This is a genomic window from Nocardia acididurans (assembly GCF_016741815.1).
Classification (GTDB): Bacteria; Actinomycetota; Actinomycetes; order Mycobacteriales; family Mycobacteriaceae; genus Nocardia; species Nocardia acididurans.
This window is the reverse complement of sequence record NZ_JAERRJ010000004.1, coordinates 552118-568954: the sequence shown is the minus strand read 5'-3', so window position 1 is coordinate 568954 and position 16837 is coordinate 552118. Positions and strand designations below refer to the sequence as shown.

Sequence of the window (16837 nt, the reverse complement as noted above, 5' to 3'; positions counted from 1 at the left end):
CTACGCCGACTACCTGCCGATGGACGGCTTCACCGCGCTCAACACGATCTCCACCATCGGCGCCTTCATCCTCGGCGCGTCGATGCTCCCGTTCGTGTGGAACGTCTTCAAGTCCTACCGCTACGGCGAGGTCGTCACCGTGGACGACCCGTGGGGCTACGGCAACTCGCTGGAGTGGGCGACCTCCTGCCCGCCGCCGCGGCACAACTTCTACGAGCTGCCGCGCATTCGCTCGGAGCGTCCCGCGTTCGAGCTGCACTACCCGCACATGGTCGACCGCATGCGCGCCGAGGCCCATGTCGGGTGGGGCTCCAAGTCGCACGATGTCGCGGAGCACGCCGAAGCCAAGAGCTGATCTCCGGCAGCGATACCAGCCACGCGGCGGCCGTCATCCGACGGCCGCCGCAGCTGTCTTCGGAGCTGCCGATTCGAATCAAGTACTGAGACAGGCTAATCGGTTCGGTCGTCTGATCATTCGTCCATCTGCGGCACGAGCGGAATGGTGGCAAGTTTCCAGCTACTTGTGGGGTACTGTCCGCCTGACGGGGTATCGGACCGCGCTGTGGCGGAGTCCGATTGCGCCCCGGCGCATTCCATGACTCTCGCCTCCGGGAGGGACAGTGCTCGCCGATTCTCCGGATGTTTGCGACGCCGTACCGTTCGAATTGTCCCGCGCCCAAATGGAATTGTGGCTCGCCGACGAATTCGGGACGCACGACGGCTCCGCGCTTCGTGCCCGCGCGCTGCCCGGGCAGGCGCACTATCTGCAGCTGCACGGTGAACTCGACGCCGAACTCTTCGATGCGGCGAGCCATCGCGCGTTCGAGGAGTTCGGCGTCGGGCGGCTGCGGATCGGCGTCGCGGACGGGCGGCCCTACCAGTGGATGGCCGCCGACATCGGCGGCGGACTGGAACGCGTCGACTTCGGCGACCGGCCGGATCCGCTGGGCGCCGCCCTCGAATGGATGGACCGGCGGCACCGGCTGCCCATCGACCTGATCGACGCGCCCCTGTGGGCGGCCGCACTGCTGCGGGTCGGACCGCGCCACCACATCTGGTACGCGCAGATGCATCACGTCGCCATCGACGGTTACGGCGGGCTGAGCCTGATCGTGCGCATCGGCCAGTGGTACGAGGCCCTGCTCGCGGGCGGCGAACCGGCCCCCTACAGCGGATTGTCCCCGGCCGAGATCCAGGCCGCCGACGCGGAATACCGCGCCTCGGGCCGCTTCGAGGCCGACCGCGACTACTGGCGCGAACGCTTCGCCGACTGGACCGCGCCCGTCCCCGCGGCCGCCGCGCCGCGCTATCACCGCCGCAGCGGCGCGCTCCCGCCCGCCATCCGCGCGGCGGGCACGCTGAGCCCCGAGAACTGGGACCGCCTGGAGGATCTGGCCGCCGCCTGTGTCGTCAGTCCGGCCCAGCTGCTGGTGGCCGCCATCGGCGCGTTCCAGGCGGGCATGTCCGGCAATGCCGACCCCATGGTCCTGCTGGCCACCTCCGCGCGAACCACGGCCGCGCTCAAGCGGTCCGGCGGCATGCTCGCCAATGTGCTGCCGCTGCGCCTGCGCTGCGCCGGGGCCACCACGGTGCGTGAGCTGGTCGAGGCGGCGGCCCGGGAAACCACCGGCGGCCTGCGCCACCAGCGCTACCGCTGCGAGGACATCCGCCGCTCCCTGGGCGTGGCGCCCGACCAGGTGCTCGGCCCCAGCGTGAACCTCATGTTCTTCGACCGCACCAGCCGCTTCGGTGCGGCCGTCGGCGAATACTGCATCCTGTCTTCGGGTTCCGTCGCCGACCTGCACTTCAACCTCTACCGCGCGGGGGCCGAGGCGGGCCTGTCGGTCGATCTGCTCGCCAACCCGGACCGCTACGGCCGCCAGGCGCTGGACGTGCACCTGCACCGCTTTCTGATGTTCCTGGAGAACTTCATCGCCGCCGCACCGGATGAGCCCGTTGCCCGCGTCGCCCTGCTGTCCGACGCCGAGCTGCGTCGAATCGCGCACGCGCCCAGCGTGACCGAGGCGGCGCGCACATCGCCGGGACTCGCCACGTCGCCGGAACTCTCGGGGGCGGAGCCCGTCCTGCTGCCGGATCTGCTGGCAGCGGCGGTGGCCCGGAACGAATCCGCGCCGGCGGTGATATGCGGTGAAAACTCGCTCAGCTACCGCGAACTCGACGAACTCTCGAATCGACTGGCCCGCAGCCTGTGTCAGCGTGGCCTCGGACCCGGTGACGTCATCGCGGTCGCGGCCCGCCGCTCGGTCGAATGGGTGATCGCCTTCTGGGCCATCGCGAAAACGGGTGCGGCCTACCTGCCCATCGACCCGGACCACCCCGCCGACCGGATCGCGGCCATCCTGCGGGAGTCCGGCGCACGCGCCGGAATCGACCTGACCCCAACGGAATTGCCCGACTTCACCGCCGGCGGGCCGGGTTGGCTCGTACTGGAGTACCCGGCCGGAACGCGCTGCGGGAGCACCGGAAGCGGCAGCGACCCGACCGCCTCGGCCGGGCGGGATCCGGCCTCGGTCTGGCTGCGCGGCATGGGCGCGGCGCTGACCGACGCCGACCGCATGCGCCCGCTGCGGCTCGAGCATCCGGCCTACGTCATCTACACCTCCGGCTCGACCGGCATGCCCAAGGGCGTCGTCGTGACACACGGCGGTCTCGCCGAGGTTGTTGCCGCACAATCGGAATGGATGCGGGTCGACTCCGATTCGCGAGTGCTGTGCATGGCCGCCACCACCTTCGACGCCTCGATCTGGGAACTGACCCTGGCCGCCGGCGGCGGTGCGGCGCTGGTGGTTTCGGCCGGTGACGCCTACGCGGGTCCGCTGCTCGCGGATCTGATCCGGCGCAAGCGGGTGACCCACGCCTTCATCACCCCCGCGGCTCTGGCCGGCACCGATCCGGCCGGGCTCACCCGGCTGCGCTACCTGGCCACGGGCGGTGAGGCATGTCCGCAGTCGGTGGTGTCCGCGTGGGCGCCGGGCCGCACGCTGGTGAACGTGTACGGGCCCACCGAGGCGACCATTGTCACGAATATCGGCCCGCTCGTGGCGGATCGGCCGGTCTTCCTCGGCGCATCGCTGCCGGGCGTCCGCTGCCACGTGCTCGACGCATGGCTGCGGCCGGTGCCCGCCGGTGTGGTCGGCGAGCTGTACCTGGCAGGTCCCGGATTGGCGCGCGGATATCTGGGCCGCCCGGGAACGACCGCCGCCCGATTCGTCGCGGATCCCTTCGCGCCGGGCGAAAGGCTGTATCGGACCGGCGATCTCGTGGTCCGTGACGGTGACGGCGAGCTGGAGTTCCGGGGCCGCACCGACTTCCAGGTCAAGGTGCGCGGCCTGCGCATCGAACTGGGCGAGATCGAAGCCGTGCTGGCCGGATATCCCGGCGTCGCACAGGCCGTCGTGGTGGTGCACGGTGCGCAGGACGCGCCCCGCATCGTCGCCTACGCGGTGCCCGCACCGGGCGCGCTGCTGGCCGCCTGTGAGCTGGAAAGCACTGCGGCACAGCATCTGCCGAGCTACATGGTGCCCACCGTGATCCTGCTGGATCGGCTGCCGCTGACCGGCAACGGCAAGGTGGACCGGGCGGCGCTGCCCGCGCCCGCCGCCGTCGTCGTGGCCTACCGCGCCCCGATCACCGCGGTGGAGAAGGTGGTCGCCGCGGCCTTCGCGCAGGTGGTCTGTGGCGTCGGCGGCACCCGCCGGATCGGGCTGGACGACGACTTCTTCGCCCTGGGCGGAGATTCGCTCACGGCCGCGCTGGTGGTGGCGCGGGTCGCCGCCGAAGCCGGTGTCGAGGTCGGCGTTCGCGACCTGTTCGAAGCGAGCACCGTTGCGGCGCTGGCGAATCGGGTCACCTCGAGGAACCGCTCCGCCGACCGCACCCGGCTCACGCGGCGGCCGCGCCCGGAGGTGATTCCGGTGTCCGGGGCACAGCAGCGACTGTGGCTGCTCAATCGCATCGATCCGGAGTCCGCGGCCTACAACATGCTGCTCGCGCTGCGGCTCACGGGCACGGTAAGGGTCGAGGCGCTCACCGCGGCGCTGCGCGATGTGGTGGAGCGGCACGAGGCGCTGCGCACCTCGTTCGTGGAGTCGGACGGCCTGGTGTGCCAGCGCTTCTGCGCCGCCGACACGGTGGTGGGGGCGCTGGTTCCGGAGCCGGTGCAGGCCGACAAGGTGCACAGCGTGCTCGGCGAATTCGGCGCTGTCGGCTTCGATCTGACCGCCGCGCCACCGATCCGGGTGCGCCTGCTCGCCGTGCCCGGTGACGACCGCGCACCGGATCACCATGTGCTGGCCGTCCTCGTGCACCACGTGATCGCGGACGGTTTCTCGCTGGGTCCGTTCGCCCGCGATCTGGCCGTCGCCTACGAGGCGCGGGTGCGAGGCGGTGCGCCGGGCTGGCTGCCGCTGCCGGTGCAGTACGCGGATTACGCACTGTGGCAACGGGATATGCTCGGTTCGGAATCGGATCCGGACTCGGTGCTCTCCCGTCAGCTCGCCTACTGGAGCGATCTGCTGGCCGGACTACCCGCCGAATCCGGGCTGCCGCCGCATCGCCCCCGCACGACGGCGGGATCCCGGCGCGCGGCGGAGGTGCGCACCGAGATCCCCGCCGATATCGCGCGCCGGATCCACGAACTGGCGCGCAGGCAGGGCGCGACGCCGTTCATGGTGCTGCACGCCGCGCTGTCGGTGCTGCTGGCGGCGGTGTCGGGCGGCGGCGATATCGCCGTGGGCACGCCCGTCGCCGGGCGCGGTGCGGCCGTGCTGGACGACCTGATCGGCATGTTCGTCAATACCCTGGTGCTGCGGGTGCGGGTGGATCCGGCCGAGCCGTTCACGAATCTGCTTGCCCGCGTGCGGGATACCGATCTCGGCGCATTCGCCACCGAGGTGCCGTTCGAGCGGGTCGTCGAAGCGCTGGACCCGCCGCGCTCGCGCACCCGCAACCCGCTGTTCCAGGTGATGCTGTCGTATCGCACCCCCGGCCGCACCGAGTTCGAGCTGGCCGGACTGCGCGTCGAACCCCTCGAAATCCCTTCGCCGCTGGCCAAATTCGATCTGGAGTTCACGCTGGCCGAAGGCGCGTCCGGACTTGCGCTGGCGCTGCGCTACGCCACCGACCTGTTCGACCGCGACGGCATGGAGGTGCTCGCGGGCAGGCTGTGCCGGGTCCTGGACCGGATCAGCCGCGACCCGGGCCTGCCGGTCGGCGACATCGACCTGCTCACCGGGGCGGAACGCGACCGGGTGCTGCGCCGGTGGAACGACACCAGCGAAGCCGTCCCGCTCACCCTGCCGCAACTGCTGACCCGCGCGGCGGCCTATGCGCCCGAGGCCGAGGCCGTCGTCTGCGGCGAAGCCACCCTCACCTACCGGGAACTGGGTGACCGCTCCCATCGCCTGGCTCGCACGCTCATCGAATCCGGTGTGGGACCGGAGGATGTGGTCGCCGTGGCGCTGCCGAGGTCCCTGGAGTGGGTGGTGGCCGTCTGCGCCGTCGCCCACTCCGGCGCGGCCTTCCTGCCGGTGGACCCCTCCGCGCCCACCGAGCGGGTGTCCCGCATGCTCGCCGATTCCGCTGCCGCCGTGGGTATCACGAGCGAGGAGTGGCGCTCGGAACTTCCCGCCCTGGTCACCGGCCGCTGGCTGGTGGTGGACCCGGCCGAATTGGCCGGTCCGGCCGCGCCGCCGGTCACCGACGCCGACCGCGTGCGCCCGCTGCGCCTGCACAATCCGGCCTACGTCATGTACACCTCCGGGTCGACCGGAACCCCCAAGGGCGTCGCCGTTTCACACGGCGGACTCGCGAATGTCGTTGTCACCCAGGCACAGCGCTGTGACAGCGATCCGGGCACCCGGGTGCTCGCGGTCGCCGCGCCCGGGTTCGACGCGTCGGTGTGGGAACTGCTCCAGGCCCTCGCCACCGGCGCGACCCTGGTGGTCGCCCCGGCCTGGGCCTACGCGGGTGAGGACCTGCTCGACCTGATGGTGTTCGAGCGCATCACCCACGCCATGCTCACCCCGCGCGTCCTGGCCACCCTCCCGGACCCGGAACGAGTCCCGCAGCTGCGCATGCTCGCCACCGCGGGCGAAACGTGCCCGCCCGAACTCGCCGCCACCTGGTCGGCGGGCCGCTGCCTGGTGAACGCCTACGGCCCCACCGAGGCCACCATCTGGTCGACGGTCAGCTGCCCCCTGCAGCTGCCCGACCCCGTGACCCCGGTTCCGATCGGCACACCCGTGGTCGGCGCCCGCTGCTACGTGCTCGACGACCGCCTGCGCCCGGTCCCACCCGGCATGATGGGCGAAATCTACGTGGCCGGACCGGGTCTGGCCCGCGGCTACCACCATCGCCCCGGCCTCACCGGCGCGGCCTTCGTAGCGGACCCGTACGGCCCGCCCGGCGACCGCATGTACCGCACCGGCGACCGCGGCTCCTGGACCACGGCCGGTGATCTGGAATTCCACGGCCGCACCGACTTCCAGGTGAAGATCCGCGGCGTCCGCATAGAACTCGCCGAAATCGAAGCAGCCCTCACCGCCCTCCCCGGCGTCGCGGACGCAGCCGCGCTCCTGCGCCGCGCCAGCTCGACGTCGATCGTCGGCGGAACGGCTGGCGGCACAGCGGCGGGAACGGCCGAAACCAACGGCGGCACAGCGGCGGGTACGGCTCAAACAACAGGCAGCCCTGAGATATTCGCGTATGTCGTAGCCGCACCCGGCGCGACGCTGGAGCAATCGGAGCTGCGTGCGGCGGTGGCGCGCTGTCTGCCCGATCAGTATGTGCCGGCCGTGGTGACGGTGCTGGATCGACTGCCGCTCACTCTCACCGGCAAGGTGGATCGTGCGGCGCTGCCGGTGCCGGTCCGCCCCCGAGCCGAGTTCCGTTCCCCCGGAACCACTTCGGAACAGGCGGTGGCGCGAGTGTTCGGCCAGGTGCTCGGCGTCGACGAGGTCGGCGGGCTGGACGACTTCTTCGCGCTGGGCGGACATTCGCTCACCGCCACCCGCGTCATCGCCCTGCTGCGCGCGGAAACCGGCGTGACCCTGCCGCTGCGCGACCTGTTCGAGCATCCGACCGTATCGGCGTTGGCGACCCGGCTCGACGCCGCGGCGCGGGCCGGGGGCGTGGATGTCGTCGTGCGGGCCGCCGCGGCGGATCCCGCAGCCGGAGAGGATGTGTCGTTCCGGGAAGCGCCGTCGCCGGAGACTGGCGCCGCAGTGCGGGCGCATGGCACCGTTGCCGATCTGGTGCCGCGGGGGCGGCCCGAACGGGTGCCGTTGTCGTTCGCGCAGCAGGGGATCTGGCTGCTGGATCGGATGGGGGCGCGGTCGGCGTATCACATTCTGCTGGCGTTGCGGTTGACCGGGGATCTGGATGTCGCCGCGCTGGCGGCGGCGGTCGCGGATGTGGTGGCGCGGCACGAAGCCCTGCGGACCTACTTTCCGGAGGTCGACGGGGTGCCGTATCAGGTTGTGGCGCAGGCGGATATCGGGGCGCTGGAGATACGCCGCGTGCCTGCGGATGGATTGGAGCGGGCGCTCGACGAGTTCGAATGCGAGCCTTTCGATCTGGCGGCCGCACCGCCGCTGCGGGCGCGGTTGTACGCGGTGGAGGGGCGGCAGTGGGTGCTGGCCATGGTTGTGCACCATGTGAATGCGGACGGAGTGTCGCTGGCTCCGCTGGCGCGGGATCTGTCGGTGGCGTACACGGCCAGGTCGGCGGGGTCGGAGCCGGAGTGGCCGGTGCTGCCCCTGCAGTATGCCGACTACTCGGTGTGGCAGCACACCGTACTCGGGGCAGCCGAGGATCCGGCGTCGGAGCTGAATCGGCTACTGGCGTACTGGGTTCGGACCATGGCGGGGGCGCCGCTGGAGATGTCGGTGCGTTCGGATCGTCCGCGCCCGGAGATCGCCCGGCATGCGGGTTCGAGTGTGGAATGGGCGGTGCCGCAGGAGATCTCCGAGCGCACCCGGCAGCTGGCTCGCGCCCGGCACGCTTCGCTGTTCATGGTTGCGCATGCGGCGCTGGCGATTCTGGTGTCGAAGCTGTCCGGCAGCGGCGATGTGGTCATCGGCGCGCCGACCGCCGGTCGGGAGGCGGCCGGTCTCGATGATCTGGTGGGCATGTTCGTGAACTCGGTTCCGCTGCGTGTCCCGGTGGATCCGGATGAGCCGTTCACTCTGCTGCTGGACCGGGTGCGCGATATCGATGTCGATGCCTTCGCGCATGCGCGCGCCCCGTTCGAGCGGATTGTCGAGGCGCTCGACCCGCCCCGGGCGGGTGGCCGGCATCCCATCTTCCAGATCGCGCTGGCGGTGAACAATTTCGATCAGCCGGAGGTGCGGCTGCCGGGCGTGCGCGTGGAGCCGGTGCGGCGCACTGCCGCCACCGTGCGATTCGATCTCGAGTTCGACCTCACCGAGACGGACGCGGGTACAACGGTGACACTGCGGTACGACACCGCGCTGTTCGACGCGGAGTCGGCGCGAACGCTGCTGGGGCGCTTCGAACGTGTGCTCGCCCAGGTGGTGTCCGATCCGGACCTCGCCGTGCGAGCGGTCGATATCGTGGATCCTGCGGAAAAGGCTCGGCTGCTGCGGGAGTGGAACAGTGCCGGTGCGGCCGATCCGATCACGCTGCCCGAGTTGCTGTCTCGTGCTGTGGCTCTCGCGCCGGACGCCTCCGCCGTGGTTTTCGGCGATTCGGCTCTCACCTACCGTGAGCTGGATGAGCGCTCGAATCGACTGGCCGGCAGTCTGATTAGGCGTGACGCGGGACCCGAACGGGTGGTGGCCGTGGCGCTGCGGCGATCCCTCGACTGGATTGTCGCCCTGTGGGCCGTGGCCAAGACCGGTGCCGCCTATCTGCCGGTGGACCCGGGTCTTCCCGAACAGCGCATCCGGCGAATACTCGCGGATTCCGGTGCGGTACTGGGTATCACGTCGGAGTCGCTGCGCTCCGCACTGCCGGAGTTCCCGGAGCCGGTTCGGCCGTGGCTGGTGCTGGACGCCGCCGATACCCAGGAGGAGTTGACGCGCGCCGACGCCGCGCCGATCACCAACCGTGTGCGCCCGCGCCTGCTCGACAGCGCCTACATCATCTACACGTCGGGTTCGACCGGCGAACCCAAGGGCGTGACGGTAACCCACGCCGGTCTCGCCGATATCCTCCGCGCCCAGGCGGAACACTGTGCTCCACACGCTGATTCGCGAGTGCTCCAGCTGTCCGCACCGAGTTTCGACGCCTCGGTCTGGGAACTGCTGCTCGCCGTGGGCGCGGCCGCGACCCTCGTCATCGCCGATCCGGATGTCTACGGCGGCCCCGAGCTGACGGAACTCCTTCGCCGCGAACGGATTACGCACGCCTTCATCACCCCCGCCGTACTGGCGGGCCTGGATCCGGCCGCGCTGTCCGCGCCGAATTCGCCCGCGGCCCTGCCTGTGCTGGTGACCGGTGGCGAGGCGGTGCCCGCGACGGTCGCGGCCCAGTGGTCATCGGGCCGCAGCCTGCTCATCGCCTACGGACCCACCGAAACCACCATCATCTCCCACCTGAGCGCGCCGTACACCGGCGGAGCGGTGACCATCGGCCGACCCGGTTCGGGTGTCCGCTGCTACGTTCTCGACGATCGCCTGGCCCTGGTGCCGCCCGGTGTCACCGGCGAGCTCTACACGGCGGGTGCGGGTGTGGCCCGCGGCTATCACCGTCGCCCCGGCCCGACCGCGGCCCGCTTCGTCGCCGACCCCTTCACCGGCGGCCGCATGTACCGCACCGGCGATCTGGTCCGCCACCGTCCGGACGGCGAGCTGGAGTTCGTGGGACGCAATGATTCCCAGGTGAAGGTGCGCGGCCTGCGCATCGAACTCGGCGAGATCGAAGCCGCCGCGCGCAACGTGCCGGGTGTGGCCCAGGCGGTGGCCGCCGTGTCCGCGGATCACGCCGGGGAGCCACGCCTCCTCGTGCAGGCGGTGGCCGACCCGCACTGTGCGAGCGGACCGTGCACCGAGGCGCAACTGCGCGAAGCGCTGGCGCGAACCCTGCCCGCCTACATGGTTCCCGCGTCGATCGTGGTCCGCGACCGCCTGCCGCTGACGGTGAACGGCAAGGTCGACCGCAGGGTGCTCGCCGAAGGTCCGGCGACCTGCTCCGTGCCCCGCGACACCCCCGCTCCCGCGCTGCCGGACGTGCCCGTCGACCCGCCGCGTACATCGGCGGAACAGGTGGTCGCGCAGGTGTTCGCCGAGGTCCTGGGTCTCCCGCAGGTCGGCGCCGACGCCGACTTCTTCCGCCTCGGCGGCAATTCCCTGAGCGCGACCCGGGTGGCGTCCAGGCTGGGCGCGGCCCTGCACATCCAGCTCCCCGTCCGCGAGGTCTTCGATGCGCCGACGGTCGCCGGACTCGCGGAGCGGCTCCGCGGCCACGAGGGCGCTCCGGAGACCGCCGCCCGTCCGGCGCTGGTCGCCACGCCACGCCCGGAACCCCTCCCGCTGTCCCCGGCTCAGCAGCGCCTGTGGCTGCTCCACCAGCTCGACCCCGACTCCGCCGCCTACAACATTCCGCTCGTGCTGCGCCTGCGCGGCCGGTTGGCGGTCGACGCCCTGGCGTCGGCCGTGCGGTATGTCCTGGACCGGCACGAGAGTCTGCGCACCTACTACCCGGAGGTCGACGGCGTCGTCTGCCAGCGGATAGTTCCCGTCGCGGAGTCGTCGACCGGACTCGAGGTGTTCGAGGCGGATTTCTCGGCCGACCTGTCCACCGCGGTGCACGAATTCTGCACCGCGCCGTTCGATCCGACGTCCTGCGTGCCGGTACGGGCGGCGCTGTTCACCGTGAACGCGGGTGAGTGGCTGCTGGCTTTCGTGATTCATCACGCCAACGCCGATGGGTTCTCGCTCGGCCCGCTGGCCAGGGATCTGGCCGAGGGCTACGCGGCGGCCCTGGCGGGCACCGCGCCGGATCGGCCCGCGTTGCCGGTGCAGTACGCCGACTACACCCTGTGGCAGCGGCGCACGCTGGGTTCGACGGCACAGGAGGATTCCGAGGCGAGCCGCCAAATCGGCTACTGGGTCACCGCTCTCGCGGGCCTGCCCGCCGATACCGGTCTGCCGCTGGATCATCCGAGGCCGGTCCGGTCGTCCCAGCGCGGCGCGACGGTGTCGGTCGAGCTCCCCGAATCCACCGCCGAACGCCTGCGGGCGGTGGCCCGCGCGCAGGACGGCACGCTGTTCATGACCCTGCACGCGGGGTTGGCGGTGCTGCTGTCGGCCTGGTCGGGCACCTCCGACATAGCGATCGGCACCCCGGTGGCCGGTCGCGGCGAGGCCGCACTGGACGACCAGGTCGGCATGTTCGTCAACACCCTGGTGCTGCGCACGGAGGTCGCTGCCGCCGAGCCGTTCTCGGAGTTCCTGCGGCGCGTCCGCGAGATCGATCTGGAAGCCTTCGCGCACGCGGACATCCCGTTCGAGCAGGTGGTGGAGGTCCTCGATCCACCGCGCTCGCAGGCCCGGCATCCGCTGTTCCAGGTGCTGCTGGCGGTGCAGAACCTGGATCCGGTGCGCCTGGACCTGGCCGGGCTGGAGGTCGAGCCGGTCGCCACACCTGCCACGACCTCGCGCTTCGACCTGGAATTCATTGTCACGCAGCATGATGCGGGTCTGGCCGTGGCCGTCCACTACGCGACGGACCTGTTCGACCGGTCCACGGTCGAAGCGCTGGCCGAGCGGTATCTCCTGCTCCTGGAACAGGTCTCGGCGGACCCGCGGGTGCGGACCGCGCGAATCGGAACACTCACGTCGCGCGAGTACGAGCGGACGGTGCGGGAGTGGAACAGCACCGAGACGGCGGACAAGGAGATCCAGCTGGCGGATCTGCTGGCCACCGCCGCCCGCCGCGCACCGAGCGCCGAAGCCGTCCGCTGCGGCGACGTCGCCCTGTCCTACATCGAATTGCGCGGCCGGGCAGCGGATCTGGCGCGCTGTCTGGCCGGGCTGGACATCGGCTCGGAAGACGTGGTGGCCCTGGGCATGTCGCGGTCACTGCCGTGGGTGGTGGCCTTCTGGGGCGTCGCGCGATCGGGTGCGGCGTTCATGCCGGTCGACCCCGGATTCCCGGAACTGCGCCGGGCCGCCATGCTCCGGGACGCGGCGGTCCGGATCGTGATCACCACCGAGGAGCACGCCGCCGCCTTCATCGGCGCGCCGCAGTCCTGTGTGATCGTGCTCGGCACGGAAGGCCAGGTGATCCGCACCTTCTCCGCGACCACCCTGCACGCCCGCGCCGATGCCCTGCCGCCCATCGTGCCGGTGCGGGCGGGCAACGCCGCCTACGTGATTCACACCTCGGGTTCGACGGGTGCGCCCAAGGGCGTGGTCGTCACCCACGCCGGTCTCGCGAATCTGGCCGCGGCCCAGGCCCGGTGCCTCGGCGCGGATGAGAAGGCGCGCGTACTGTGCGTGGCCTCACCGACTTTCGACGTCTCCGTCTGGGAGCTGATGCTCGCGGTGGGCGCGGCCGCGACGCTGGTGGTCGCGCCGCCGGACGTCTATGCCGGCGAGCCGCTGACCCGCCTGATGCGGGAGGAGCGCATCACCCACGCCTTCGTCACCCCCGCCGTGCTGGCCTGCACCGAACCGAAGGGGCTGCGGTCACTGGCCGCGGTGGTCACCGGCGGTGAGGCGTGCCCGCAGACGGTGGTGGACGCGTGGGGCGGCAAACGCCGGATCGTGAACGCCTACGGCCCGACCGAGACCACCGTCATCTGCACGCTGAGCGGGGCGCTGGCGGCCGATCAGCCCGTCACCATCGGCCGCCCTGTCGCCGGAGTGCGCTGCTACGTCCTGGATGCCTGCCTGCGGCCCATGCCGGTCGGTGCGACCGGGGAGCTGTACCTCGGCGGCCCGGGACTGGCACGCGGCTACCTCGGCCATCCGGAGGTCACCGCCGGTCGGTTCGTCGCGGACCCGTTCGGCAGCGGTGAAAGGCTGTACCGCACGGGCGATCTCGTCAGCTGGACCAGCGAGGGTGAGCTGAATTATCAGGGCCGCACCGATTTCCAGGTGAAGATCCGCGGCATCCGGGTCGAGCTGGGCGAAGTCGAGGCGGCCGTGGCCGCGGCCCCCCATGTCGCCAACGCGGTCGCGGTGCACACGGACGGTCCGGCGGGCGGCTCGCTGGTCGCCTACGTGGTCGCCGAGCCCGGCCGCAAACTCAACCTCGCCAAGGTCACCGCCGCTGCGGCGCAACGACTCCCGGACTATCTGGTGCCCGCGATCGTGCCGCTGGAGCAGTTGCCGATGCTGGTGAACGGCAAGGTCGACCGCTCCGCCCTGCCGCCCGCGCCGGTGGCGCAACCGCAGTACCGGCGTCCGGCGACCGCCGCCGAACGTACGGTGGCGGCGGCCGTCACCGACATCCTCGAACTGGATCGCGCCGGTCGCGACGACGACTTCTTCGCGCTCGGCGGCAATTCGCTGAGCGCGGCCCGGCTCGTGTCCCGTTTGGACGGCAGGATCGCCCTGCGCGACGTCTTCGAGGCCCCGACCGTGACCGCGCTGGCGCAGCGGCTGCGCGATCGGCCGGTCGCGGACGACGTGTTCGACATCGTGCTCCCGCTGCGCGGGGGCGACGGCGAAACCCTGTTCTGCGTCCACCCCGGCGGCGGATTGGCCTGGCCGTACGCGGGCCTGCTGCCGCATCTGGGAGAAGCGGTGTCGCTGTACGGCATCCAGGATCCGTGGGTGCTGCACGGTGAAGCGCCCATGGCCACCATCCGCGACTACGCCGAGCGCTACGTCCGGGAGATCCGGCGCATCCAGCCGTGCGGCCCGTACCGGCTGCTGGGCTGGTCGCTCGGCGGCCGGATCGCGCACGAGACGGCCCTGCTGCTGCAGGCCCAGGGTGAGCGGATCAGCATGCTGGCCCTCATGGATTCGGCCGCGGCGGACGGAACTGCCTCTCCCGCACCGTCTTCCGAGGACATCGCCGCCGCCTGGCGAGAGCTCACCGGCACCGAGTCCATCGCCCAGGTGGCCGCCGCGCTCCCGCCCGCCCTGATCGAGCGGGCCACGGCCGCACTCACCCGGCAGGTCCCGGGCCTCCCGGGCGGCGTATTCGACGGCGACATCCTGCATTTCACCGCCACCCGGGAAACCGATCGCACCCGTGATCCGGCGCGCAGCTGGGCCGCGCACGTCACCGGGCGGGTGACGGACATCGCCGTCGACGCCACCCATATCGGCATGGCACAGCCGATCCCGCTGGCCCGCATCGGCGCGACGCTGGCCGGACACTGGAGCGGGGAGTGACACCGGCGCAAGGGAATCCGGCGTGACCGCCCACCTCCCGGAGGCCATCCGGGTGGTCGGCGCGCGGGTCCACAATCTGCGGGATATCGATGTCGACGTCCCGCTGTGGTCCTGGGTAGCCATTACCGGCCTGTCCGGTTCCGGGAAGTCCTCACTGGCCATGAACGTGCTGTACGCGGAGGGCTATCAGCGTTTCCTGGACGGCCTGTCCACCTACACGCGCCGCCGCATCAGCCAGGCCGAGCGGCCGGATGTGGACCGCGTCGACTACCTGCCCGCCACCCTGGCGTTGCGGCAGCGTCCGCCGATTCCGGGCCGTCGCAGCACGGTCGGCACCATGACCGAGGTGTACAACGTGCTGCGGCTCATGTACTCCCGCCTCGGTTCACATCTGTGCCCCAACGGTTTCCGGCTGCCACCGGCCCTGGATGCCGCCATGCGCGGCTACACCGAGACGCCCGAATGCGGCGGCCGGTTCGAACTGCCTGGCGCGGAATCCTTCGCCTTCGACAGCTTCGGCGCGTGCCCGCGCTGCGGCGGTCTCGGCACGATCGAGGAGATCGACGACGACGCCCTGATCCCCAACCCGCAGCTCAGCATCGCCGAGGGCGCGGTGGCCCCGTGGAAGCTGCCGCTGCGGGACTTCCAACCGCAGATCGCCGCCCAGCTCGGCGTGCGCATCGACGTGCCGTATCGCGAATTGACCAGCCAGGAGCGCGATATCGTGCTGGACGGGCCGGCGGTGAAGCGGCACGTGGTCGTGACCACCAAGTCCGGTCGCGCCGCCGAACTCAACGGCACCTACGAGAATGCCCGTGCGGCGGTGCGGCATTCCCTCGAGAACGCCTCCAGTGAGACGACCAGGGAGCGGCTGAGCAAGTTCTTCACCCTGCACACCTGCCCGGTCTGCCACGGCACCCGGTTACGGCCCGAGGCTTTGGGCACACTGCTCGACGGCCGCGACATCGCCGCCGTCAGCGCGCTCACCCTGACCGAATTGCGTTCGTGGGCACCGGGATTGCCGGGCTCCCTTCCGCCGGAGATGTTCGCGCTGGCGGACCGGCTCACCGGTGAATTCGTCCGGGCCGTGGAACCGCTGCTCACCCTCGGCCTCGGCTATCTCACCCTGGATCGCGCCGGGGAGTCGCTGTCCACGGGGGAGCGGCAGCGCATCCAGCTCACCGCGACCCTGCAGGCCCGTTCCACCGGCATGCTGTACGTGCTGGACGAGCCGTCCATCGGCCTGCATCCCGCCAATGTCGAGGGCCTGCGCGAGGTCATCCGCGCTCTCGTCGACAACGGGAATTCGGTGGTCATGGTCGATCACGACGTGGAACTGCTGCGCTGCGCCGACCAGCTCATCGAGATGGGGCCGGGCGCGGGCCGCGCGGGCGGCACCATCGTCGCCCAGGGCACTGTGGAAGCCGTTGCCGCCGACCACAATTCGATCACCGCGCCGTACCTGTCCGGCCGGGCCGATCCCCGGGTGCGCGAGCAGCGCCCGGTGCGCGCGGACGATCCACACCTCGAGATCACCGTCGGCGACTTCTACACCCTGCACGGGGTGACGGCCCGGATCCCGGTGGAGCGCCTGACCCTCGTTACCGGCGTATCCGGTTCCGGGAAAACGAGTCTCGTGCTCGACAGCCTGGTGCCCGCGCTCACCCGGCAACTCGCCGGACAGCGGTTGCCCGGACATGTCACGCAGGTGGTGACGGGCGGCATCCGGCGCGTGGTGTCGGTCGATTCCACCCCGATCGGCAACAACAGCCGCTCCACCCCGGCCACCTACTCCGGCGCTTTCGACGGTCTGCGCGCCCTGTTCGCCGCCACTCCGCTCGCCCGCGAACGCCGTTGGGGCGCAGGACGTTTCTCCTACAACGTGAAGGGCGGGCAGTGCCCGACCTGCGCGGGCCTCGGCGAAGTCTCCCTGGATGTGCAGTACCTGCCGGATATGACGCTGACCTGCCCGGCCTGTCACGGCGCGCGCTACAACCCGGAAACCCTCGAGGTGACGGTGGACGGGCTCACCATCGCCGATGTCCTGGCCCTCACCGTGGCCGACGCCGCCGACCGCTACGCCGCGACACCGCGTATCGGCCAGCCGCTCCAGGCCCTGCGCGAGGTCGGCCTCGGCTACCTCGGCCTCGGCGAACCCACCCCCTACCTGTCCGGCGGGGAAGCGCAGCGCATGCGGCTGGCGAGTGGCCTGCGGTCGAGCCAGCAGCACATGCTCTACGTCTTCGACGAACCCACCACCGGGCTGCACCCCCGCGATGTGGCCACCCTGCTCGGCGTCTTCGACCGCCTGCTGCGTGCGGGCGCGACCATCATCGCCATCGACCACGACCTCGACATGATCGCCAATGCCGACCACGTCATCGATATGGGACCCGGCGGCGGCCCGGAGGGCGGGCGCGTCGTCGCCACCGGCACGCCCGGTGAGATCGCGGGGTCACCGGACAGCCTCACCGGCCGCTACCTGCGCTGAGCCCGGTTCGCGA

The 16837-nt window shown here is 71.2% G+C and carries 2 protein-coding genes and 1 pseudogene; all 3 read left to right on the top strand.

From position 1 onward, the window contains the following. Nucleotides 1–355 (top strand): annotated as a pseudogene (locus JK358_RS13225) (cytochrome ubiquinol oxidase subunit I); the annotation flags it as partial. A gap of 325 nt (nucleotides 356–680) precedes the next feature. Then, nucleotides 681–14333, top strand: coding sequence for a non-ribosomal peptide synthetase (locus JK358_RS13220; RefSeq protein ID WP_201947231.1), 13653 nt, complete (start codon nucleotides 681–683; stop codon nucleotides 14331–14333). Between the two features lie 22 nt (nucleotides 14334–14355). After that, nucleotides 14356–16824, top strand: a complete 2469-nt coding sequence (locus JK358_RS13215; RefSeq protein WP_201947229.1) for an excinuclease ABC subunit UvrA — start codon at nucleotides 14356–14358, stop codon at nucleotides 16822–16824. Nucleotides 16825–16837 lie beyond the last annotated feature (13 nt).

Excerpts from the sequence above, each read along its gene's own strand:
- JK358_RS13220 (WP_201947231.1), top strand. The coding sequence starts at position 681 with ATGGAATTGTGGCTCGCCGACGAATTCGGGACGCACGACGGCTCCGCG.